21 protein-coding genes are annotated in these 22613 nt (G+C 49.8%); 16 read left to right on the top strand and 5 right to left on the bottom strand.

Translation table 11 applies throughout. The features are described 5' to 3' along the window. Positions 1-97: 97 nt before the first annotated feature. Entirely contained in the window at positions 98-1972 is a 1875-nt protein-coding gene (locus ACN0TT_RS16985) for a cation:proton antiporter (protein ID WP_417763335.1), read from the top strand. Positions 1973-2379: 407 nt separating this feature from the next. Continuing rightward, on the top strand, positions 2380-2571 hold the full coding sequence (locus tag ACN0TT_RS16980) for a hypothetical protein (protein ID WP_417763334.1): 192 nt from the start codon (positions 2380-2382) through the stop codon (positions 2569-2571). 109 nt (positions 2572-2680) lie between these two features. On the opposite strand, the gene ACN0TT_RS16975 is transcribed toward ACN0TT_RS16980, so the two are convergent. Beyond that, positions 2681-3145, bottom strand: coding sequence for a YhcH/YjgK/YiaL family protein (locus ACN0TT_RS16975; protein ID WP_417763333.1), 465 nt, complete (start codon positions 3143-3145; stop codon positions 2681-2683). Positions 3146-3373: 228 nt separating this feature from the next. On the opposite strand from ACN0TT_RS16975, the gene ACN0TT_RS16970 reads away from it, so the two are divergent. Then, a complete protein-coding gene (locus tag ACN0TT_RS16970; RefSeq protein WP_417763332.1) occupies positions 3374-4366 on the top strand; it encodes a pseudouridine synthase in 993 nt (330 codons plus the stop codon). 311 nt (positions 4367-4677) lie between these two features. Next, positions 4678-5229, top strand: coding sequence for an isochorismatase family protein (locus tag ACN0TT_RS16965; RefSeq protein WP_417763331.1), 552 nt, complete (start codon positions 4678-4680; stop codon positions 5227-5229). Between the two features lie 45 nt (positions 5230-5274). Here ACN0TT_RS16965 and ACN0TT_RS16960 read toward each other — a convergent pair whose 3' ends face one another. Continuing rightward, complete coding sequence (locus ACN0TT_RS16960) at positions 5275-6414, bottom strand: putative sulfate/molybdate transporter (RefSeq protein WP_417763330.1); 1140 nt, start codon at positions 6412-6414, stop codon at positions 5275-5277. Positions 6415-6776: 362 nt separating this feature from the next. Between ACN0TT_RS16960 and ACN0TT_RS16955 the strand changes: the two genes are divergently transcribed. Beyond that, the gene (locus tag ACN0TT_RS16955) at positions 6777-7976 is read left to right on the top strand and encodes a conjugal transfer protein TraF (RefSeq protein ID WP_417763329.1); all 1200 of its coding nucleotides are present in this window, start codon (positions 6777-6779) and stop codon (positions 7974-7976) included. A gap of 44 nt (positions 7977-8020) precedes the next feature. On the opposite strand, the gene ACN0TT_RS16950 is transcribed toward ACN0TT_RS16955, so the two are convergent. Together ACN0TT_RS16950 and metJ are read right to left on the bottom strand one after the other, a co-directional pair. Continuing rightward, the gene (locus ACN0TT_RS16950; protein ID WP_417763328.1) at positions 8021-8755 is read right to left on the bottom strand and encodes a sulfite exporter TauE/SafE family protein; all 735 of its coding nucleotides are present in this window, start codon (positions 8753-8755) and stop codon (positions 8021-8023) included. Between the two features lie 44 nt (positions 8756-8799). After that, entirely contained in the window at positions 8800-9114 is a 315-nt protein-coding gene (gene metJ / locus ACN0TT_RS16945) for a met regulon transcriptional regulator MetJ (RefSeq protein WP_238898260.1), read from the bottom strand. Between the two features lie 216 nt (positions 9115-9330). Here metJ and metB point away from each other — a divergent pair, with 216 nt between their 5' ends. The 6 genes from metB (at position 9331) to ACN0TT_RS16915 (ending at position 15898) form a co-directional block, all read left to right on the top strand. Beyond that, a complete protein-coding gene (gene metB, locus ACN0TT_RS16940) occupies positions 9331-10491 on the top strand; it encodes a cystathionine gamma-synthase (RefSeq protein WP_417763327.1) in 1161 nt (386 codons plus the stop codon). 20 nt (positions 10492-10511) lie between these two features. Further along, entirely contained in the window at positions 10512-12905 is a 2394-nt protein-coding gene (locus ACN0TT_RS16935) for a bifunctional aspartate kinase/homoserine dehydrogenase II (RefSeq protein WP_417763326.1), read from the top strand. 168 nt (positions 12906-13073) lie between these two features. Continuing rightward, positions 13074-13433, top strand: coding sequence for a hypothetical protein (locus tag ACN0TT_RS16930; RefSeq protein WP_417763325.1), 360 nt, complete (start codon positions 13074-13076; stop codon positions 13431-13433). A 98-nt stretch (positions 13434-13531) separates the two neighbouring features. Next, positions 13532-14101, top strand: coding sequence for a hypothetical protein (locus tag ACN0TT_RS16925; protein ID WP_417763324.1), 570 nt, complete (start codon positions 13532-13534; stop codon positions 14099-14101). Then, a complete protein-coding gene (locus ACN0TT_RS16920; protein ID WP_417763323.1) occupies positions 14094-15407 on the top strand; it encodes a YfaP family protein in 1314 nt (437 codons plus the stop codon). Before ACN0TT_RS16925 ends, ACN0TT_RS16920 begins: the two co-directional genes overlap by 8 nt. Before the next feature lie 134 nt (positions 15408-15541). Then, positions 15542-15898: a VOC family protein gene (locus tag ACN0TT_RS16915; protein WP_417763322.1), complete on the top strand. Its 357-nt coding sequence runs from the start codon at positions 15542-15544 to the stop codon at positions 15896-15898. 165 nt (positions 15899-16063) lie between these two features. Here ACN0TT_RS16915 and ACN0TT_RS16910 read toward each other — a convergent pair whose 3' ends face one another. Then, positions 16064-17272: a tyrosine-type recombinase/integrase gene (locus ACN0TT_RS16910; protein ID WP_417763321.1), complete on the bottom strand. Its 1209-nt coding sequence runs from the start codon at positions 17270-17272 to the stop codon at positions 16064-16066. Positions 17273-17637: 365 nt separating this feature from the next. Here ACN0TT_RS16910 and metF point away from each other — a divergent pair, with 365 nt between their 5' ends. The 5 genes from metF (at position 17638) to ACN0TT_RS16885 (ending at position 22179) form a co-directional block, all read left to right on the top strand. Continuing rightward, positions 17638-18537, top strand: coding sequence for a methylenetetrahydrofolate reductase (gene metF / locus ACN0TT_RS16905; RefSeq protein ID WP_417763320.1), 900 nt, complete (start codon positions 17638-17640; stop codon positions 18535-18537). A gap of 195 nt (positions 18538-18732) precedes the next feature. Then, positions 18733-19350, top strand: a complete 618-nt coding sequence (locus ACN0TT_RS16900) for a hypothetical protein (protein ID WP_417763319.1) — start codon at positions 18733-18735, stop codon at positions 19348-19350. A gap of 242 nt (positions 19351-19592) precedes the next feature. Continuing rightward, complete coding sequence (locus ACN0TT_RS16895) at positions 19593-20066, top strand: MarR family transcriptional regulator (RefSeq protein ID WP_417763318.1); 474 nt, start codon at positions 19593-19595, stop codon at positions 20064-20066. A 17-nt stretch (positions 20067-20083) separates the two neighbouring features. Further along, a complete protein-coding gene (locus ACN0TT_RS16890) occupies positions 20084-21142 on the top strand; it encodes an HlyD family secretion protein (protein ID WP_417763317.1) in 1059 nt (352 codons plus the stop codon). Between the two features lie 8 nt (positions 21143-21150). Continuing rightward, positions 21151-22179 (top strand): DUF2955 domain-containing protein, encoded by a 1029-nt coding sequence (locus tag ACN0TT_RS16885; RefSeq protein WP_417763316.1) that lies wholly within the window; start codon positions 21151-21153, stop codon positions 22177-22179. Positions 22180-22613: the final 434 nt, after the last annotated feature.

Genomic DNA, 22613 nt, shown 5'->3' with positions numbered 1-22613 from the left:
ATCATAGTTAATAATACATGGAGCCTTGGCGTTATGTCGCCATCGGCGCCCCCGTTCATCCACTTAGCAATAACTTATCTACCGCATCAAGGACGCTATGACAGACATTCTTCTCATTACCTTTGTATTTTTAGTCGCCGGTGTGGTTGCTGCACCGTTGGCATCGCGGTTTTCACTTGGCTCCGTATTAGGCTATTTGCTCGCGGGAATCGCGATTGCACCGTTACTGTCAGCGCTAGGCGTTAACGTGACTTCCGTACAACATATTGCTGAGTTTGGTGTGGTGATGATGTTGTTTTTGGTGGGCTTAGAGCTAGAGCCCAAGCAGTTATGGGCGATGAAGTACCGCTTGATGGGCCTCGGTGGTGGGCAGATTTTACTGAGTGCGGCGATCATTGCGCTGATTGCACTAGCGTTGGGGCAAACATGGCAGGTGGCACTGGCGATCGGCTTAATGTTTTCGCTGTCATCCACTGCGATTGTGCTGCAAACCCTCAATGAAAAGGGCTTGATGCATTCCGATGGTGGGCGCGCTTCGTTCTCCGTGCTGCTGACACAAGACATTGCCGTGATCCCGATGCTGGTATTGTTGCCGCTGTTGGCCGCGGGCGATATCGGCAGCGCTGCCAGTGTGCATGAAGCGACCAGCCAAATCAGCTTGGTGGTCGGTCTCAACAGTTGGCAAAACGCGTTGGTGACGATTCTGGCAATTTTACTGGTGATTGGCGGCGGTAACTATCTGATTGCGCCGATATTCGGTTTTGTGGCAGTGGCGCGTCTGCGTGAGTTGTTTACTGCTACCGCATTGATGTTTGTGGTTGGCGTTGCGCTCTTGATGTCGCTGGTGGGCGTATCACCAGCGTTGGGGACGTTTCTGGCGGGATTGGTGTTGGCTAACTCGGTATATAAACACGAGCTGGAGGCCAATATTGAACCCGTTAAAGGCTTGCTGCTGGGGCTGTTTTTTATCACCGTGGGCGCCCGCATCGACTTCTCGTTGTTAGTCGCTGATTTCTGGCTCATCCTCGGGTTAACCTTAGTATTGTATTTAGTTAAAGTAACGGTGCTGCTGGCGTTGGGCGCTGTGTTCAAAGTGCATGGGCATAACAAGTGGTTGCTGGCGTTAGGTGTGTCGCAGGTGGGGGAATTTGCCTTCGTGCTGTTATCGTTCACCGTCGCCAGCGCAGTGTTATCGCAAGATTTGGCGGATATTTTGATGCTGGTGGTCGCGATGTCGATGCTGCTGTCGCCGCTGATGTTCATCTTTTACGAGAAAGTCATCCTGCCGCATTGCAGCCTCAAAATATCGAACAAGGGCGACGATATTCCACCGAACGATGCCAAGATCATCATTGCCGGTTCGGGGCGCGTTGGCGGTATGGTTGACCGTATGCTGCGCAGCGCTGGATTTTCTACCACAGTGATTGACTACAGCCACGAGCGATTAGAAGCGTTATCGCGTTTCAAGGTAAGTACCTATTTTGGCGATGCAACCCAACCGTCAATGCTACATTCAGCAGGGATTGAGCAAGCGCAGTTACTGGTGGTGGCACTGGATGATGCTGAGCAAATCTCGCGGTTGGTGCGCTACGTCAACAAGGCCTATCCACATGTGCACATTATTGCGCGAGCTGTCGATCGTCATCATGTGTACGATCTCTACGCCTACGGTTGCCGCGATATTATTCGTGAAACCTTTGATAGCAGTTTACGTATGGGGCGCAGTGCCTTTGAGGCGTTGGGGATTTCCCATGAAGCAGCAGAAGAGATGAAAGATGTGTTCAATGAGTATGATCGCCAGTCGATGATTGAAGTGGCTGATGTGTACCGCATTGGCGTACCAGTGCACGAGAACGACGCTTATGTTGCGCGCGTGTTTGAGCTGCAACAAACTTATGCGCCGTCGATGGAAGCCAAGTTACGTCGTCTGCGAAACGGCACGGACAAGCCGCAAAAAGGTAAGGCTAAATAAAATACTGGCAGCCACAACGCCCTCACACAACAGCGCAATCGGCTGCGGCTCTTTGCGCTAGCTTTTTGTTAAATTGGGCGCAGTACCGCGGTTGCTGTGGCCTCCACGCTCAATGATCAGTCAAGCAAAGGCTATGAACTTGCTGGCGCATAACCTTAACCGTGAGCTGGATAACGTTAAAACCCGAGTGAAATAAGAGCGCATCGAGCAGGGACATAACCGTGCTGGTTATCGTGGTGATGCGTTATGTGGCTTAGTCTTGTTATTGTGACCGCTGGTGTGGTGGTGCTGCACTATTACGCGTGAGTACCGTATGTTGTGCGCTATATTTGCGCGTTAGATCGCAGGCTACCGTTGCAGGAGTCGATACACTGGCCAATCTTTATGTGTGCAGCAGTCGGTGGCCTATGGATTATCGAATCAATCGCATGTATCTGATTGCTGCGGCAATCATCTCACCTTGTTTATCTCTGATATTGCGCGACGATAGTATTTTAGCGCGCAGTATCTGTATGTTACTGGTGTTTGCTAGTTTGATTTTTGCGGCGTTATTCCACAACGAGTGGGCCAAGAATCAACAACGTGATCAGCAGGATTAAGCGTCACGGCGTTAACCGCATTATCGTGCATCAGCGGCGGGGCAACTTAGCCAGTGCGCTCACGTTATTTGTCAGCGCACTTTGCTGTGATAGGTCGTGACAACGGATCTTAGTCTAGTTGCACTTTCATCACGACTTTACGCACCGCTACTGGCGTATCCAGTGTGGCAGCCATGTGCATGTCGCTCGGGAAGAAAATGGCAAATACTGACGGATTCAGCGGCATAAAGTGCGCTTTATCACTGTGTTTGCTGTAATCAAATTTCGCAAAATCATACTCAGCGTTATAGGGAATATCCGCAGCTTGGTCGGTCAGTGGCTGATAGCCAAACTCTTCATGACCGCTGATCACATATTGCACATCCACATAGCGGCGGTGCACTTCAAACATCTCCTGATCTTGCGGCTTGGTTTCATATTCATTGATGATCGCCAGCAGTTTGTCACCATCAATTTTATGTACCCCTTTGCTCAGCTTGCTGAAATCTGTGGTGGCAATAAAGTCGAGCGCAATGGCTAGGCGTGAGTGCAGTTGGGAATAGTTGTGGCGATTCGCGAGGGTATCAACAATCATAATCAGCTCCATGAGAAAGTGCTGGGCAAGTATATCGCTTGATAATAAAGAGGCCAGCAACTTTGCTGGCCTCTTGCTGGATAACGCACGTTTTAGACGCTGTAACGTTGAAGCCCTGTATGATTACTCGATGCGATTTAATCGGGTATTTTTGTCTTTGTTACCCTGCTTTGAGGTAACATACCGGCCAATTTCGTGAACCCAGATGATGATTAGCCAAAGCGACCTATGAGTACGACGAATTCCACTTCCATTGCGGCGCAACCTTCTTATGTGGTGCTTCCTATGCAACATACTGCGGCAACGGTATTGGCGTTTTTGATCGAGCGCTTTCCTCAGATTGGCGCTGAGGTTTGGCAAGCGCGGGTACGCGATGGCAAAGTGCATTGGCCCGATGGTGAACGGATTAGTGCTAGTACCGCTTATCAAGCGGGTGCGCGCGTTTGCTACTATCGTGAAGTGCCCAAGGAAGCGCCTATCCCGTTTGCTGAGCAGATCCTCAGCCAAGACGAACATAGCATATTGGTGTATAAGCCGCATTTTTTGCCGGTCACGCCTGGTGGGCAATATGTGAATGAATGCCTGGTCAACCGCTTACGTCGCCGTACTGGCATCGAGACCATTATCCCTGCACATCGGCTCGATCGTGATACGGCAGGCATTATGCTGCTGGCGGTATCAGTGGCCAGCCGTGATCCACTGCATGCGCTGTTTCGTGAGGGCAACATCCACAAAACGTATCAAGCAGTGGCCAAGCTCACGCCCGAGCTGGCAGTAATGTATGCTGACGGCGTGTTAACGCAACCCCATTATTGGACGGTGCGTAACCATATCGAGGTGGGCTCCCCCAGCTTTACCATGCGCTGTGTGACGGGCGAGGCCAATAGCCATTCTGAGATTTGTTTATTAGCGGTGCAGGATGGCCTTGGGCTATTTGCGCTGCGGCCAGTTACTGGCAAAACCCATCAACTGCGGTTACATATGCAAACGCTGGGGATGCCGCTGTTGCATGATCGCTTCTACCCCATGTTACAGCCTAAACAAGCTGATGATTATGCGCAGCCACTGCAGCTGGTGGCATGTTGCTTACAGTTTACCGATCCGTTTACTCAGCAAGCCCGTGAAGTGCGCTGTCGCGGTTTTGAAACCGAATTCGGCATGGCACCGCTACAACACGATCCATGGGAAAATAAGCACGTGTCAACAGCCCCTAGTGCATAACACCTTACTGTTGACTGCACTGGTGATGCCATAAAAGGTAATGCGGCGACCGAACAAGCTAAAGTGGTATCTTCCTTGTTGGCACTGATTGCGGGGGTTAAGACGTAAGCGCTATGGTTGCGGGCACTGCGTTGTCTCAGTTTCAGCCTCGTTCAGTGCTGATGCACTATGGATAACCGGCTCTCTGCTGAGCCAGTTATTCAGCGAACGTTGGATTAAACATCATTCATTAACTGGCGCAACACTGGCGAATTCAGCGCACAATAAGGTATAACGACGCCACTATTCATTTTCAATTTAAGGTCGTCACTATGCCTGTTACTCAACTCGACGCGAAAACTGCGCTTATTGTTATCGATCTGCAACATGGCATTGTGCAACTACCACTGTGTCATCCAGTACAACCCGTTATTGACCAATGCGTTAGCTTGATCAACGCCTTTCGTGCCAAACAGCAACCCGTTGTGTTAGTGAATGTGGATGCGGCACCAAGTGGCCGTACTGAGTTCGGTGTGGGCGGGAAATATCCTGATGAATTTGCCGCATTGATCCCTGAGCTAAATGTGCAACCTAGCGACATCCTCATCACTAAGCCTAACTGGGGCGCGTTTATCAACACAGAGTTGTATCAACAGCTGCAAGCTAAAGGTGTAACCCAAGTGGTTGTAGTCGGTATTGCTACCGCTATCGGGGTGGAATCAACAGCGCGTCAGGCGTTTGAGCTAGGTTACAACGTGACCGTTGCCGTTGATGCAATTACTGATTTGAATATCGACACCCATAACAACAGTGTGGCTAATATCTTCCCTAAACTGGGCGAAACTGGCATCACCGCTGAGGTGTTGGCATTGTCGCAAGCCTAAGAGAAGCCTCTCAGCATAAAGGCTGCATTGCGGCCTTTATTGTTGTTAACGTGGTGATGCTGCCAGTTGCCAACGTCGTTGGATAAATTCTAACAGTAAACCTGCGGCCAAACCCGCTGCCGCGTTGACGAACAAGCTAACTCCAGCGGTTACCGCAATCACCAACATACAAAATGGTCGTCCATCAATTAAGCGGCGTGACCACGCCAACTGTAAGCCCGCGGTTGATAGCAAGCTCCCGAGCACTGCCATCGGGATCAGATTCAGCAGCCAAGCAACGTTTTCTCCCCAGCAGAGTGCCACGGCTATGCAAAAGCCGCTAAATATTAGCGGTGCCCACATACGGCGGGCGCCAAAATGGTACTGCGCGACTAAACCGCCCGCACCATGACACATCGACATTGCACCAAGTGGTGCCAACAGCAAATTGGCCAATCCCGAACTCGTCGCGAATGCTTTGGGGGTAAACTTAGCCGCGTCGTCGGGAAATTTCTCTCGGGCGATCATGGAGGAGGCAATGACGGCGTTGGTCAGTGTTAATGCCAGTTGTGGCAACACCAGCAATGTGAGTGCGCTTTGCCACTCGCCACTCGCAGGCCAGCCAAGTTGCCATTGAGTATTGTTAAACGTAAATGCGACATCACTGCCATGGTAGTACTGCCAAATCATACCGCTGATAATGACCAGTGGCATAGCAAGATGATGCCAAGGGGTAAAACGCGCTAGAAAAATAATGGCAAAAGCCCCAAAGCCAATCAGTGGCGACAACGACATCATCTTGGTGCCAATCCACAGCAATTGCAGGCCAATGGCGAATTGGATGCCGGTGGCGACCGCTTGCGATACCTGTCGCGCCAGCCATTCAATCGCACCACTGAAGGCCAAGGCGAGCAAGATAATCCCCATCAACATCGCACTGGCCTGCATCATGCCGGGGCTTAGCCCTTGTGCAATCACTAAGGCGGAAATCACCTTCATTGGTTGAACAGGGATGGGGCGACGATAAAACAATGCGACGGCTAAGCAAAAAAGGCCAAAACCGAAAAAGATCCCTTGCGGAGAAAACTGATTGAGCGCGATCAGGCCCAGCACCAGCGGTAGAAAGGTGCCTAAATCGGCGAAAGCGCCGGTAAACTCATTTAACAACTGTTTTGCTGATGGTGCGCTCTTGGCAGCTTGCGTCATAGAGGTTGCCGTAAATAAAGATAGTGCGACATGGCAAGTATAGTGCCAATTTTCTGAGGTTGCGTGCTCACTCAACTCCCCAATTGACGGTAATTATCCATGTCATTCCGCAGCCAATAGGACAACTTGCTATCGCAGTGAGACGGATTGTCTTGCTGAGCCGACTGTGCCACATTGTGCTAAAAGGGCATTTTAAATATTACTTAACAGTGATGTATGGCTGGACGTTAGGTATCGCTCGATAAAGTTCCTTTATTTGCAAAAATTCTGACTATCTTTAATAGACAGAAAGCGGCAGTGTTATAACTCACATTCGCTCGGCACCACAAAAATAAAGAGCGGTGTATTTGGGAGAGATGGCAATGAAATATCGTTTGTTAGCGGGCAGTATCGCACTGGCCTTGGCAAGTGGCCAAGTGTGGGCGGGACAAGATGTATTTGAAACGCGGATGGATGCGATGGGCGGCACTGGTGTAGCAGCCGGTAATCGCATCAGTGCCGCATTCGTCAATCCGGCGTTGATGAGTTTACCCGATCGGCAGAGTGAAGATGTGAGCTTGTTGCTACCAGCGTTGGGGGCTGAAGTGGCCGACGACGATGACATGATTGATAAGTTTGATACGCTGGAAGACAACTATGATGCCTTAGATGCCGCTATCAACCGTGGCGATAGCGCTGGCATTTTGCGCTACCGTGATGCATTGGTCGGTGACCTTGAATCTCTGCGTGGCAATGTCGCGTTTGCTAACGCGGGGCTAGGGCTTAATGTGGTGTTGCCCTCCAGTAATAACTTATCGCTAGCACTGTTTAGTAAAACCTATCTTGAAGGCTTTGCGGTGGCGAATATTAGCGACGCTGACATTCTAATGTTAAGCACTATTGACCCAACCGCACCGCCAGCGTTAGATAATCTAACCTCGCAAGGGCGCATAGTGGCTGGTGCGGTAACCGACCTCGGTTTTGCGTTGAGTACCGCTTTTGAAATCAATGAGATGCCTGTCACCGTGGGGATTGCGCCCAAGTATCAGCGGCTAGATACCTTTAACTATGCGGTCTCTGCCAACGACTTCGATGTTGATGATTTCGATAGTGATGATTACCGCAATGATAACTCCGGCTTTAACGTGGATATCGGTGCGGCTATTCAGCCGATGACAGGGTTAACTGTGGGGGTTAGTGGTCGTAACTTGGTGAAACAAGAGCTCACCACCGTGATGTCTCAAGGGCAGCAGTTGACGTACCAAGTAAAACCTATGGTGACCGCTGGTGTGGCGTATCAATACAGTGGCTTTACGGTGAGTAGCGACCTTGATTTAACCGAGAACCAAAAGTTTGCCGAGTTAGAAGGACCGAAATATTGGCGTATGGGTGGCGAATATCAACCTGCGAGCTGGTTTGCGGTGCGCGTGGGTTACCGGCAAGATTTGAATGATGTGACGCCTGATATCTATTCTATCGGCACCGGCTTTACCATTGGCAGTGCTTTTAGCATCGATCTGACTGGCATGTTCGGTAGCGATGATGCCTTGGGTGGCGCGCTGCAAACATCGTACTATTTTTAATACTGCTCACCACAATTTGGCGCCCACTTCGGTGGGCGTTTTTGTTACCAGCTGTAGATGGATTTTGCCACGAGTACCAACACGTTGATGGCGCATAAGCCTAAGGTGAATTGTCGAGTGCGACGGCGGTCAATATAGGGCACGATGTAGTTGGAAAGCCAAAAGCCGATGAATACCGAAGGCAGCAATAGCCCAGCGAGCAGTAGGTGGCGCAAGTACAATTTACCCACGGCAAATAAGATCACTAAGCTAATAAGGCTGCTCAGCGCAAAAAAGGCGGACAGTGCCGCGCGAAATTTGCCCGCATCGCGGCCAGTGAGCAACAGCGCCATCGGTGGGCCACCAATGCCCGCAATGGTGCCAAAAATCCCAGAGAATACTCCCGCCAGCGTGATGCTGAAACGGTTCACTGGCGCTTGATAACGTTTAATACTGAGCCACAAGGCAATGGCAACAATCGCCGCGATGATCAAACCGAGTACCGCTTGTGGCGCAATTATCAGCAGTCCCGCACCGATCAGACCGCCGGGAACTCGGCCAAGTAGCCCCCATTGCAGGCCGTTAAATTCGAGATGGCCGCGTTCGCGCATTAACGTCAGTAACGAGATGGAGAAACCCATCAGAATCACTGGCACCGGCACCAGTTCAGGATCGATAATGTACAGCAGGGGGGCAGATACCACAGCGAGACCAAAACCAATAAGGCTTTGGGTGATAGCGCCAACAAAGATCACCAGCGAGGCGAGTAGTAGCGTGGTTGGATCGATAAGTTGCAGCATGGCAGGAAAGGTGAAGCGGCCAAATTCCTCCGCTTCTTCTTAGCTTATTCTAACTCTTCCCATTCAATGCCCATTTCGTCCATCATGCGTTTGGCTTCAGCGGGAATGCTATCGGGCAGATCTTTTGACAGATCTTCATCGTTTGGCAGTGGCTGGCCGGTGTAGGCATGTAGGAAGGCTTCACACAACAGTTCGCTGTTTGTGGCATGACGCAGGTTATTCACTTGTCTGCGAGTACGTTCATCAGTGAGAATCTTCAACACTTTGAGCGGAATCGACACAGTGATTTTTTTCACCTGTTCGTTTTTCTTGCCGTGCTCAGCGTATGGGCTGATGTATTCTCCGTTCCATTCAGTCATCGTTGCACCTGCTATATCTTAAAATCGCCGCAGATTTTAACCCCTTGCCCCGCACAGTCAAATCTCGGCAGCTAAAAAACTGTGCTTACTCATGGAATTCTATACTTTTGGATGTCTAAACGTCTATATGCCTATTGACGATAGTGGTTAGCTTGGTAGAATTTAGCCGTCCAGACATCTAATCATGATGTCATCCAGATTGCAAAGGAGTCGAAAATGACAGAGCGGAAATTAGCAACAGCAGCTGTCCGTCAGGGGATTGAATCCGATACTCAGCACGGCGCCGTAGTTCCGCCGATTTATCTTTCGACTAACTATGCCTTTGATGGGCACAAAACGCCACGTGCATTTGATTACAGCCGCTCAGGTAACCCTACACGGTCGATTCTTGGCGATGCACTCGGTGAACTAGAACAAGGTTGTCCTGGCGTCGTTACCGCCAGTGGCATGGCGGCGATCACCTTGGTGACCAGTTTGCTGGGGCCGCAAGATCTGTTGGTCGTACCGCATGACTGTTATGGCGGTAGTTATCGTTTGTTTATCAACCTTGCTAAAAAAGGCAACTTCAAGCTGCTAGTGATCGACCAAACCGATGCCAAAGCGGTAAGTGATGCCTTTGCCCAACAGCCGAAAATGGTGTGGATTGAAACGCCATCCAACCCGTTAGTGCGTGTGGTTGATATTGCGGCCATGGCGGCTGAGAGCCATAAAGTGGGCGCGCTGCTGGTGGCTGATAACACCTTCTTATCGCCAGCGCTACAACAACCGCTGACACTGGGTGCCGACATTGTGGTGCACTCCACCACCAAATATATCAACGGCCACAGTGATGTGATTGGTGGCGCGGCTATCGCCAAAGACCCTGAAGTCTCTGAACAACTGCACTGGTGGTCTAACACCTTAGGGCTGACCGGTGGCGCGTTCGATAGTTACCTCACGTTGCGTGGCTTGCGTACGATGGCACTGCGGGTGCGTGAACACCAAGCCAATGCGCAAAAAATTGTTGAACTATTAAGCCATAGTGACCAAGTCACTAAGGTGTATTATCCCGGTTTGAAAGATCATCCCGGCCACGATATTGCTGCCAAGCAACAAAAAGGCTTTGGTGCGATGCTGAGTTTTGAACTTAAAGGCGGCGAAGCGGAAGTGACAGCCTTTCTTGGTGCATTAAACTATTTTTCAACGGCAGAAAGTTTAGGTGGCGTTGAGAGTTTGGTAGCGGTACCTGCTACCATGACTCACCGAGCTATGGCGCCAGAAGCGCGCGCCGAAGCGGGCATCAAAGAGACATTGATCCGCATGTCGGTAGGGATTGAAGATCCACAAGATCTACTCAATGATATTGCCGCCGGTTTAGCTGCCGTGGCAGCCTGTTGATTATTGGAGCACTCATTTAAATGGCGCGTAGTCACTTACATAAATTTGGCGGTTCGAGTCTGGCAGATCCAGATTGCTACCGCCGCGTAGCGCATATCCTGCTCACCCATGGACGCCCCGATGATTTGATCGTGGTGTCAGCAGCAGGCAAAACCACCAACTTCCTCTACAAACTATTGGCACTGCGCGAAGCGGGGCAACTGTGGACTGAAGAGCTGCAAGTGCTGATGAACTATCAGCAGAATCTGATTGAACAACTGCTAGGCGCTGAACAAGCCCGCCAGGCGCGTGAACGTTTGAGTACCGATCGCGCGCAACTCACTACCCTGTTACAACTGGCCGAGCTGAGCGACTATCAGTGTAATGAAGTGGTCAGTTTTGGTGAACGTTGGTCAGCCCGCTTAATGGCTGCCTTACTGCGTGAATCTGGCGTGGCGGCATCTAATATCGATGCACGGCAACTGCTGGTGGCAGATGAAGGCGCCGTACCGAAAATTCGCGATGCCGCATCACGCCAAGCGGTACAAAAGGTACTGGCGGAACATCCCGATGAACGCTTAGTGATCACCGGTTTTATCTGTGCCAATCCCCATGGTGAAACCTTATTGTTGGGGCGTAACGGCTCAGACTTCAGTGCTACCTTGATCGCTAGCCTCGCGGATATTGATCGCGTGACTATTTGGACCGATGTTGAAGGCGTATTTAACGCCGATCCAAACAAGATCCAAGATGCCAAATTGCTAAAAACCATGTCATTGGCCGAAGCTGACCGCTTAGCGCGCTTAGGCTCGCCAGTGTTGCACTCGCGCACGCTGCAACCGCTGTTTGATACCCACGTCAGCTTGGCTGTGCGCTCTAGCTATGCACCACAAACTGGTTTTACCTTGGTGACGCCACAAAGCGACGCCGCCAGTGCGCCGGTGGTCACTAACTTAGACCAAGTGTTATCTGTAACCTTGCAGTTAGAAGGTGATTGGCAAGCGTTGCACGAGGCGCTGGTGAATGCTGGGCTACTGCCGTTAGCGCACTGGCAACACAGTAAATTCCGTCACGAAGTGGTGTTTACCGCCGAGTTGCGTAAGCAAGTGCAAGCTTTGTTGACCTCAGTCGCTAGTGAACTGCAAATCAGCGATGTGCACGAGCATTTAGGCTTTGGTTTAGTGGCGTTGGTCAGCAGTGCCGCATCGCAATATCGTCGCAGCTTTGCGCGCCTGTTGAGCCGTGACGCACGGCCGCTGTATCAAGATGAACTGAGCTTGGTCACCTTAGTGCCGCAAGGGCAGGTGGCATTGCTCACCCAGAAAGTACACCGTCGCTGTGCTGGCCCGCGTAAACGTATCGGCATTATTGTGCTCGGTGTCGGCAATATTGGTGAGGCGTGGCTGACCTTGTTTGAGCAGGCACAGAAACGCCTGAGCCGCGAGCTTGAAGCCCAAGTAGAATTAGTTGGCATTGTGCGTTCCAGCGAAGCCCTAGTCGATGATGAAGGTATCAGCCCGAATGACTGGCAAGAGCGCATGGTAAAAGAGGGCTCACCTTATCAATACGAGCATCTGTTTGAACGGATTGAAACCCTGACGGCCGATGAGTTAGTCGCGTTAGATATCAGCGCAAGCTCAGCATTAACTTTGCAATATCCCGAGTTTTTCAGCCGGGGTATTCATATGGTGAGCGCGAATAAGTTGGCGGGCTCTGGTCCATTGACCTTCTACCGCGAATTGAAGCAGATGCTCAGTAACCGCCGTTTGTTTTGGCGTTATAACGCCAGTTGTGGCGCGGGTTTGCCGATCCAACATGCGCTCAATGATTTGCACAACAGCGGTGATGCCGTTGCAGCGATTGGCGGTATCTTCTCTGGCACGCTTTGTTGGCTGTTCGAACAGTACGACGGTGTTAAACCGTTCTCAGAATTAGTGCTGCAAGCCAAAGGCTTAGGCATTACCGAGCCCGATCCGCGTGACGATCTTTCTGGCCGTGATATGCAGCGTAAGTTGTTGATTCTTGCCCGTGAAATTGGCCTAGATCTCGAGTTGGAAGATATTCAACTGAGTTCACTGGTGCCGCCACAACTGGTGGATGTGCCGTTGGACGAGTTCCTCAGCCGCATGCACGAAATGGATGACGATATGGCGCAGCAATTTGCCGCCGCGACAGAACAAGGTAAAGCATTACGCTACGTAGCGGCCCTTGATCGCTCTGGTGACAAGCTGATTGCCGAAGTGGCACTGCAGTGGGTTGAAAGCTCACATCCGTATGCCAACTTAACGCCGGGCGACAACGTGTTTGTTATCCGCAGTGCTTTCTACCAAGGAAACCCGTTAATTATTCGGGGGCCGGGTGCCGGCCGTGAAGTCACCGCCGCTGCGGTACAATCGGATCTGGTGCAGATTTGTAAAGATTTACTGCAAGATTAAGTTATCAAAATGTTTTAAAAGGCTCCTTGATGGAGCCTTTTTCGCTATCTGAAATGGCACTAAGCCGCCCGCCGCTTGCATCTAAATTCCTGACGTGGCTATGATGCAACACATCACTGAAGGAACAGTGATATCAACAAACTATCTATTTACAAGGAGGTAGAGCTGATGCCTAAGCCAATCGCTTCTTTCTCACTATTCACCTGCTTGTTATGTTTACTGTTTAGTATTGGCGCCACTGCGGGGCAGTACTCCTACGACCGCTCGTTAGACCATTCCACCTCAGTCGCCGGTGAAGATAACAATAACAACGGCATACGCGATGACGTGCAAAACTATATTGACTCGTTGCCCGACTCTGAAGCACAGAAAAATGCGCTAAAGCAGGTATCTCAAGCCATTAATGAGGCAATGGAATTAGTTGTTAACGGCGATGCCAGCAGTTCTAAATTGCATGCCATGAGTTGGACAGTATCAAAAGCAGTAGCTTACTTATGGTCACAATACGATGAGTTTAACCGCTGGTAATAATTTATGTCATTTCATGTCATAAGTAGAGAATGGACTCTTATTATCGGTGGGGCTAGAGCGCTGCCGTCTACCTGAGTAAACACGGAGGTTGAAGCATGAAAATCTGCAAAAACAAGTTAATCAAAGTCACGCTTATATGCATCCTTGGCTGGTTAGCCACAGGTTGCAACGAAGATATCAATAATAATGATTCTCCATCGAATAATGGCGCCAGTGGTAGTGGTGTAATGTCTGTGGCTATGGCGCTGGAGCAAGTCGATCAAGAAATTGGCGAGTTAGATCACTCCACATCTGTGGCTGGAACGGATACTGATGGTGATGGTGTACGCGACGATGTAGAAGACTACATTGCATCGTTATCAGATAGTCGTGCGCAACAAAATGCATTACGGCAAACCTCGGCAGCTATCAGCGCTGCAATTGCTGTCGGTAACAATAATAATGCTAGCGATGCGCAGTTGCGTGCAGTTACCCAGCAACTCTCTCGCGCGATAAAGTGCCTTTGGTCACGCTATGATAGTAACGCTGCGGCTAAAGAGCATTCCGACTTAATTCGAAAGATTACCGCTAACACGCCAGAGCGTTTTAATGCTTATATGCAATATAACGCTGCCATTGATGGTTTTGCGATAAAATTGCCGCGAGGAGATACCTGTGATGATTAAGTATTTTCAAGCACCTCTATGTTATGTACTCATTTTAATATCCTTTATTGCCTTACCGTTAAAAGCGGCTAATCTATGCGAAAATCGAGGCTATGTTCTGGGGTTCTTTAATGGCGTGTGGAATGACCCGACAGTAGATGGCGCTTTAGGTGGTTTGTCGGCATTAAAAAATATCGTCGGGGAAGAATATAATGACGAACCCGTTGATGCCGAATTGTTTTATAACCACACTGGTAGCGCCGTTGGCGCATCTTGGTGGCAGGACATTGCCGAAACCTTTATGCAGCGCGCTAACGAAGTTGACGAGTCAGGTGAGTTGAGCCACCGTTTTGAATACCTTTGGGAGGTGATCACCGATGGTGGCTCATTTTGGGATCGCTTAATTGATCTGGTGCCTGCCACTGCCGGTGTGCTTGATGCACTTTACGCGCAGTTTATGACCAACATTACTGCTGAGATTGTAAGCTGGTTTAGTGATCCACCTACAGACGCTGATTATGCCGAACATAGCGCGCGTTTGGATGAGTTTGCGTTGCAGGGACAAAAGCTGCTTCTAGTTGCACACTCACAGGGAAACTTATTTGTGAACCATGCCTATGATTATATATCACCAAAAGTGAGCCCTAATAGTGTCAAAGTTGTGCATATCGCGCCTGCTTCACCGACATTACGTGGAGATTATCTATTGGCTGATATTGATGTGGTGATCAACGCATTGCGTATTCAAGGTGTGAGTAGTGTGCCGGATGTAAATCTTCAACTGCCACTATCCGTTAAAGATTTATCGGGGCATACCTTGAACGGTACTTATTTAGATGAAACGCGTGCTGGCTACCAAGGTGTCACGCAACAGCTACAAACATCTTTAGCCACTTTGGTCACTCCTCCTGCTAGTGTCAGCCCAGGCTTTTTTACCGTTTCATTAACTTGGGATGGTCCTGGCGACATGGATCTCCATTTGTATGAACCTGATGGTGGTCATGTGTTCTATGCTGCTCCTGAGGGAGTTACAGGTACACTTGATGTGGATAACCGTGTCGGTGAAGGCCCTGAGCACTATTTTGCTTCCTGTGATGTCAATAAATTACAGACCGGGCGTTACACTGTTTCCCTCAATAACTACGACGGTGCTGACGGACGTAACGCTGTGGTACAAGCTTATTTTTATAAAACAGGGGTGCTTGCTACGCATGAGATTGAAGTTGGCGAGGCTCGTGGTGATGAAGGTAATACCAACCCTGAGTTTGTTATGTCACTTGATGTGTCGTTAGATGATAATGGTGAATACCAAGTCAGTGCACCTTAGTTGTTTATACAGTGGAGGGCAGGCTTTTATCTGTCCTTTTACTCACCAAAGCAGGCATTGCCTGCTTTTTAATGGACAAATATGCTACAGCGTGTAGCTTGAAGCATTATGACCTCAACAGTATGAGTAGCGTGATGGAACACGAAAAACTGAATTATGTGGAGTTTGCTGCCAAAGATTTAGCGGCGACTAAAGCGTTTTTTGGCGCGGTGTTCGGCTGGCAGTTTGTCGATTATGGGCCAGATTACACAGCGTTTGATAATCAAGGGCTAGAAGGCGGTTTCTATCACTCCGAGCTGGCAAGCCAAACCGCCAATGGTGGCGCGTTGTTAGTGTTTTACAGTGATAATTTAGAAGAGACGTTAGACAAGGTAGAAGGCAATGGCGGTCAAGTGGTCAAAGCTATCTTTACTTTTCCCGGTGGCCGTCGATTTCACTTTGTTGAGCCAAGCGGTAATGAGTTCGCTGTCTGGTCCAATGCGCTTGTATAGCCGTATTAAGCTCATTAATCAAGCATGAGTATGTTAGTCGAAATCCTATTATCTGCGTTACCAACACCACCTGTTAAAGCGTTATGGCAATCGATGTGCCAGTCAAAATTATTAACTACCATGGTGCTTGGCAGCAGTTTGTTCATGGTTGCCGGTGCCATGTGGTTATGGCATATGTTGCCAGCCTAAGGTGTTCACCAACAAATTGGCATAATCGGCCAATGCCTGTCGCCGCTGGGCTAAATCGTGTTCAGCGGATACCATCACGCCACCGGTAGCGGTTTTTTGCCCCAAACAACGTTGTGCTAGCTCCATTGAAATAGCTAACTGATCGACGAGCAGTTGTTTGGTCGTACGGCGGAAATCATCTAATACAAATGGTTCGCTAAAGTTAAGTGGCTGTGCAGCCTTCTTCAGTACGCGGCTGAGCGTGTCGGCAGATAGCGGCTTAGGCACTTTACTGCGATGGCGTGATGCCAACAGGTAGCCGCTGCCACCAGTGAGCTGCTGTAACTCCTTAAGCCAAGCAATAACTGCAGGTGCTAACGGCAGATACAGTTGCCGTTGGTTGTCGTCAATACGCCACAGGCCTTGCTGTAAATCCAGTTGCGTCCAGCGCGTTTCTAATAGCTGCTTTTTTCTAATGCCAAGCGCCAGTAACAAGCGAAATGCCAGCTGATAGCTACGGTCAATGTCATTGTCTCGCGCTTCCAGTGCGCCAAACAGTTGCTGCAGTTCCATTAGGCTGAGTACGCGCTCGCGGCGCGGATGAGTGAGATGGAAATCGGCTGGCGTTAATCCGGCGGCGGGATTAAGTGCTAGCAGTTTTTTGGCGCAGGCAAAGCGAAATAGCTGCTTGAGATAGCGCAACGCCTCATTAGCCACACTGGGACGACCGCTGCGTTGGATGTTGCCGATCAATAAGGCAATATCTTGCTGAGTCACTTCCGCTAGCGGAATGCGCCCGAGCAGCGGTTTGATCTCATGCACAAAAATTCGGTAGGGCTTGTTTTGGGTGGTGCGCTGCAGTTGTTCGTCATCATACCAAGTCAAAAATAGGTCATTTACGCTGACGATCTTGCTTGGTTTTTGCTGTTGTCTATCGGTAAGCGGGTTACTGCCTTTGGCCATTTGAAGCTTCACCACGGCAGTTTTTAACTGAGCATCTGCCAAGCTTACCGTCGGATATCCCTCACCATCTAACGTCATAAAGTGGCGTTTTCCGTTAAAGCTATAACGTACTTCCCAGCTGGCTTTCGCTGGTGCGGTAACGCGTAGATAAAGCCCATTACCACAGTGTTTACGGCATGGTTTGCCGAGTAAATAGGCGAGTTCCAACTCTTGTTCTGATAGCATGTTATTTGATGTAACCATTTATTTGTAACCTATAGTAATATATAAAAAATATTTAAAAATAAATAGTTATAATTTTTGATGTGGTTGAATTATTAACGCAGATTATGGTGTGGGCGTTAATGACTTGGCAGTCACATGATGTGTGACGCGTATCGGCAACCCAGCGTATGTCACTGGTGATTTGCAGCTAAACTTGTAGCACAAGGGGAGGTGTGATTAGTCCTGTTGGCATTCAGCATTGGCCTAATATTGGTAGATGCAGCGTGGAGCGGTCGTTTGTTGATGAAATGATCATTTAACTTGACTTCAATCTCAGTTTCTCTAGTATACGGCCATATAGACGTCCAAACGTCCAGATAGATAAACTTGAGGAATTATTCGACATGGCTTTTCATCACGCGCAGCATGCCAATTCACTTAACCAAAGTCTTGCCGATCTGAACGGTGACATTAACGTTTCGTTTGAATTTTTCCCGCCATCGACACCTGAGATGGAGCAGATCCTGTGGAGTTCGATTCAGCGTTTACAGCCGTTGAATCCTAAGTTTGTCTCAGTGACTTATGGTGCCAACTCTGGTGTGCGTGATCGTACTCATAGCGTGATTGAACGTATCCAACAAGAAACCAACTTGGTGGCTGCGCCACATTTAACCTTAGTGGATGCCAGTGATGAAGAGCTGTTAGAGCTGGCCAAACATTATTGGAATACCGGTATCCGCAATATTGTGGCGCTGCGTGGCGACTTGCCAGATGGCAGCCCAAAGCCAACGCGTTTTGCTAACGATTTAGTGCGGTTGCTGAAAAGCGTGGCGGACTTTGATATCTCGGTAGCAGCCTATCCAGAAGTACATCCAGATGCCGCGAATGCGCAAGCGGATTTGATCCACTTAAAACGCAAAATTGATGCGGGTGCCAACCGCGCCATTACCCAGTTTTTCTTTGACATTGAATCTTACCTGCGTTTCCGCGACCGCTGTGTGGCGGCAGGTATTGATGTTGAGATCGTGCCCGGCATTTTACCCGTGACTAACTTTAAGCAACTCAAGCGCTTTGCCGGTATGACCAACGTATCGTTACCCCGTTGGTTGCATCGCCAGTTTGAAGGCTTGGATGATGACCCAGGTACGCGTTCACTGGTGGGGGCTAACGTGGCTATTGATATGGTCAAAGTGCTCAGCCGTGAAGGGGTGAAGGACTTCCACTTCTATACCCTGAACCGTGCCGAACTGACCTACGCCATTTGTCACACCTTGGGGGTTCGCCCACCAGCGCAGACGGCGTAAGCTGCACCACATCACTGAGCCCGCATGTTGCGGGCTTTTTATGTCTGGTGCGGCCGCTAACCGCTGTTGCTGTGGTACACTTTGCGCACCAAGGTTAGCGCTAATACGTTATGAAAGTATTGAAGAAAAAGGAATTTCCCGATAGTTACACTATCGAGCCGGCACTGCCTGAATATCGACAGGCGTTATCGCTTCATGCAAAGCTATGCCCATTTGGAGCGGTTTGTGACCCATACCTTGCGGCGTCAAGGTTGCGGTGTGGATTACACTGGTTCCTACTATGCCTGTGAAGTCACTGAAGATGAACAGGATGAGTATGACATTGCGGCAGGCTATGTCGAAATCAGTTGTTCGCTGTATGATCCGCCTTATGTGCAGCTTCTAGAGGCTGACTATGTAGAGATATTGGCGCAAGTATGTGACATCCGCGGTTTACCTGAACGCGCGGCGTTATTGCGTCGTTTCAATGCTGAGCCACAACTGGCCGATACCTTACTTGAGGCCAACCCCCGTCGCTGCCAGCAACGTTGGCAGCAGTTTGTGCCGTTTATGCAGCAGTATTGCCATTGGCAGGTGCAAGACGGTCGCTTGTATTCGCCAGATGGCAAGGCGTTTTACACCATTGCGGCCTTTACCGATGATCTGGAGGTGATGTACCGCGTGGCGCAGCATACGTTGCAACACTTGCTACATCCATCAATGCCACATCAGTTTCCAGAGTACGTAGCTACGCAGATCACCGAGTATCAAAACCGTGTGCGAGCGCTGCAAGCCTATTTCACGTGGGAACAGCAGCACAACGCTTGCCCTTAGTTGCTCGTTATCGTCCCCTTCAAGTAGCAACCACTGTGGGTTGCTACGCTCATTCACTATCAACCCAGTCCGCTACACTTTATCCTCAGCTATATCAGTCATTTCTGAATCATCGCGCTCACTGACTGCCATTTATGTCGCAAAAGTGTGATGTAGATCTTTTTTAGATTTTTTTAATTTACCATTTACTTAGCAGGCTAAATAAATATAATGCTTCGCTTGCTAAGTAAGTGGAGAACGTCATGGCCGACGACAAAGAGCACTTGCGCGAACATTCATTAGCTGAACATCTTGGCCGCTGCCAACGCTTATGGCGCATGGTTGCCGATGCTGAACTAGCACCGCTAGGACTCACGCATCCGCGTTGGACCGCGTTGTGGAAACTACGACGCATGGGCGACGCTATCAGCCAAAAGCATTTAGCTGAATCGCTAGAGATTGAGCTTCCCTCCTTGATGCGCACCTTAGGCCAGCTCGAAGAGCAGGACTTAATCAAACGGGTGAACAGTGAGACCGACAAACGCGCACGTATTGTTTATCTCACCGAGGCAGGCAAGCAGTTAATCACCCAGCTAGAATCCAAGATTGTGGCTGTTCGTGCCGAATTACTGCGGGATATCACCGCAGAACAACTACAGGTTTTTGAAACCGTGCTGGATAAAATCACTGCATCTGCCCAGCAAAAGCTACACCAATTCAAAGTATTAGAAGACTAAGGAGCGTTGTTTTCAACATGACACCTGATCAACAATTTGCCCGCATCATTAAATTCGCTATCTGTGGGTTTGTTTTGCTGTTTGGCTATTTCATTTTTGCCGACATGACCGCGCCGTTGACGCCGCAGGCCATGGCGACGCGCTTAGTCACCAAAGTTGCCCCCCAAGTGTCAGGCAAGGTGACTCGAGTCGTGGTGACGAATAACCAGCACGTAACTCAAGGTCAGCTGTTATTTGAGATTGATCCGGCACCATATCAGTTGGCATTGGAGCAAGCGCAGCTCAACCTTGAACAAGCACTGCAAGACAACGCCGAGTTAGATGCCCAAATTGCTGCGGCCAAAGCCACAGTGGTTGCCGATGAAGCCGATTTGGAGCAAGCGCAACGCGAAGCTAAACGGTTACATGCATTGGTGGCCGATAACAGCGTGTCTCGCCAGAGTGAAGAACAAAGCGATACCGAGGTAAAAACCGCCCAAGCCACACTTGATGCCGCCAGAGCCACACTGCGCCGTTTAGAGGTGTCGCGCGGCAATATTGGCGATGACAACCTGCGCATGCGCCTTGCCAAAAACCAACTGGATCAAGCCAAACTCAATCTGTCTTACACCCAAGTGAAAGCCGATGAAGACGGCATTGTCAGTAACTTGCAGTTGCAGCAAGGCAGTGTGCTCGCGAGCAATGCTCCAGTGATGGCATTGGTGTCTGACAAGCTAGACGTGATTGCCGATTTCCGTGAAAAAACTATCCGCAATGTGACTTCAGGTTATCGCGCTTATGTCACCTTTGATGGTAACCCAGGCAAGTTGTATGCCGCAGCAGTCAGCAGTGTTGATGCCGGGGTGAGTGCCGGACAATTTACCGCCGATGGTTCACTTGCCTCACCAGAGCAATCCAACCGTTGGGTGCGTGATGCACAACGTTTGCGACTGCATTTTAAGTTGGATGGGCGGGTTGACCACGAACTGGCCGCCGGTGCGCGCGCCACCGTTCAGTTAGCGCCAGAATCAGGCGTCATGAGTTGGTTTGCCAAAGGCCAAATCAAATTTATCGCCCTGCTGCACTACATCTACTAAAGGCTGTTATGTTTTTACCTCATATGTCGTTAACCGCTAACGACTTACGTCAATGTTTACGCATCGCCACCGGCGCTACCTTGGGCTTTGCCCTCTGTAAGGTGATGAACTGGGATAACGGCGTGTTCTTTGTCGTTACGCCCATGTTGCTGCTTGGGCTGGTACCAGTGATGAACGGCCATGCTGCCAGACAATTGATTGCGGCTAACTGCATCTGTGGGATCGCGGTTGGTTTGATTGGCGGCATCTGGGGCACACATCCAATTGCCATGTCATTGCTAGCGTTTGTACTGTTTTTGCATTGCTTTGCCAGCATGTCAAAAGGCTCGCTGTTTTTATATGGCGCCAACAGTGTGATTAGCCTGAGCATCATGCTGCACTTTGCTAGCTATCCCAGCACCAATGTGAACGACCTTATCCTGCTCAACATCATGGCGTCCTTCACTTCTGTAGGTATCGCCTACTTGATGAAGTGGTTGATCCCCGATGTGGAACCGCGTCAGGCTCCGCCTGCGCAAGAGAAACTGCCACACCGACAGCGCCACGAAGCGCTACTTGGCGCCAGCATGGCCACCATATCGTTCGTCGTATTTCAGATGTTTGATCTGCAAGACTCGTTATCGGCTCAAGCCACATCGTTATTGCTGCTGTTTCCTATGCATTGGAACGGTGCCTTGGGGTATGCCCGTAAACGCGCCTACGGCACCATTGTTGGCGTGTGCATGGGGCTGGCGGTGCAAATCTTACTGTACGATTGGGCCGAGATCTTACTGTTCCTACTGCCGCTGTTCTGGATCTGCCTAATGCTGTGTGCCCAAGTGCATGTGAAAGAACGCTCCGGTTCTGGCATCGGCTTTGGTTCGATGACCACGCTGGGGATTCTGTTCGGTCAGTACCTATCGCCCAACGGCGACATGGTGTTTAGCGCGATGTACCGTATCAGCAGTATTCTTGGTGCTATCGTTGCCTCGCTAGTGGTGATTTATCTGATCCACCGTTTCCTCAATAGCTTTGAAGCGACCCGCTTTGGCGTGTAGTTTTGCTGGTTGTCGCATTAGCTGATAAGTCTACTCAGCTAATGCGGCCAAGCTGTTTATCCTCGTTTTCTGCCGTTGTTGCTTGCCGATATACCGATAAAAAATAGGGTTACTTGACGCTATTTTTGTTATAACCATAGGGGCTGTTTATCTTTGCTGGTTGTTTTTGCAGCAGGCAGCGCGTGATTTAGGCAAGGCAGATGATGTGCCGTGTATTATTCTCCACCAACAGCGCCTAACGCTGAATAAATTGCGCGCTGTCGCTGCCCGAAGGGTTCATTGAAACGCCTGCTGAACTTTGTTGCGTCCAGCTTGTTTAGTTGACTAAGCGTCGCAGGTCTCGCCTCGTTCATAACGCGTTCAATTTGAACAAAAATTAAACACTAAAGATAAACAGCCCCTAGTTTGCCTCTTGTCCGCAATGCGAGGAACTT

Source organism: Shewanella sp., from assembly GCF_048265805.1.
Lineage (GTDB): Bacteria > Pseudomonadota > Gammaproteobacteria > Enterobacterales > Shewanellaceae > Shewanella.
This window is presented reverse-complemented; position numbering and strand designations above follow the sequence as displayed.

Excerpts from the sequence above, each read along its gene's own strand:
- ACN0TT_RS16980 (WP_417763334.1), top strand. The coding sequence starts at position 2,380 with ATGGATTATCGAATCAATCGCATGTATCTGATTGCTGCGGCAATCATC.
- ACN0TT_RS16955 (WP_417763329.1), top strand. The coding sequence starts at position 6,777 with ATGAAATATCGTTTGTTAGCGGGCAGTATCGCACTGGCCTTGGCAAGT.
- ACN0TT_RS16890 (WP_417763317.1), top strand. The coding sequence starts at position 20,084 with ATGACACCTGATCAACAATTTGCCCGCATCATTAAATTCGCTATCTGT.
- ACN0TT_RS16985 (WP_417763335.1), top strand. The coding sequence starts at position 98 with ATGACAGACATTCTTCTCATTACCTTTGTATTTTTAGTCGCCGGTGTG.
- ACN0TT_RS16970 (WP_417763332.1), top strand. The coding sequence starts at position 3,374 with ATGAGTACGACGAATTCCACTTCCATTGCGGCGCAACCTTCTTATGTG.
- ACN0TT_RS16920 (WP_417763323.1), top strand. The coding sequence starts at position 14,094 with ATGATTAAGTATTTTCAAGCACCTCTATGTTATGTACTCATTTTAATA.
- ACN0TT_RS16910 (WP_417763321.1), bottom strand. The coding sequence starts at position 17,272 with ATGGTTACATCAAATAACATGCTATCAGAACAAGAGTTGGAACTCGCC.
- ACN0TT_RS16935 (WP_417763326.1), top strand. The coding sequence starts at position 10,512 with ATGGCGCGTAGTCACTTACATAAATTTGGCGGTTCGAGTCTGGCAGAT.
- ACN0TT_RS16975 (WP_417763333.1), bottom strand. The coding sequence starts at position 3,145 with ATGATTGTTGATACCCTCGCGAATCGCCACAACTATTCCCAACTGCAC.
- metF (WP_417763320.1), top strand. The coding sequence starts at position 17,638 with ATGGCTTTTCATCACGCGCAGCATGCCAATTCACTTAACCAAAGTCTT.
- ACN0TT_RS16915 (WP_417763322.1), top strand. The coding sequence starts at position 15,542 with ATGGAACACGAAAAACTGAATTATGTGGAGTTTGCTGCCAAAGATTTA.
- ACN0TT_RS16930 (WP_417763325.1), top strand. The coding sequence starts at position 13,074 with ATGCCTAAGCCAATCGCTTCTTTCTCACTATTCACCTGCTTGTTATGT.
- ACN0TT_RS16960 (WP_417763330.1), bottom strand. The coding sequence starts at position 6,414 with ATGACGCAAGCTGCCAAGAGCGCACCATCAGCAAAACAGTTGTTAAAT.
- ACN0TT_RS16965 (WP_417763331.1), top strand. The coding sequence starts at position 4,678 with ATGCCTGTTACTCAACTCGACGCGAAAACTGCGCTTATTGTTATCGAT.
- ACN0TT_RS16885 (WP_417763316.1), top strand. The coding sequence starts at position 21,151 with ATGTTTTTACCTCATATGTCGTTAACCGCTAACGACTTACGTCAATGT.
- metJ (WP_238898260.1), bottom strand. The coding sequence starts at position 9,114 with ATGACTGAATGGAACGGAGAATACATCAGCCCATACGCTGAGCACGGC.
- ACN0TT_RS16895 (WP_417763318.1), top strand. The coding sequence starts at position 19,593 with ATGGCCGACGACAAAGAGCACTTGCGCGAACATTCATTAGCTGAACAT.
- ACN0TT_RS16950 (WP_417763328.1), bottom strand. The coding sequence starts at position 8,755 with ATGCTGCAACTTATCGATCCAACCACGCTACTACTCGCCTCGCTGGTG.
- ACN0TT_RS16900 (WP_417763319.1), top strand. The coding sequence starts at position 18,733 with ATGCAAAGCTATGCCCATTTGGAGCGGTTTGTGACCCATACCTTGCGG.
- ACN0TT_RS16925 (WP_417763324.1), top strand. The coding sequence starts at position 13,532 with ATGAAAATCTGCAAAAACAAGTTAATCAAAGTCACGCTTATATGCATC.
- metB (WP_417763327.1), top strand. The coding sequence starts at position 9,331 with ATGACAGAGCGGAAATTAGCAACAGCAGCTGTCCGTCAGGGGATTGAA.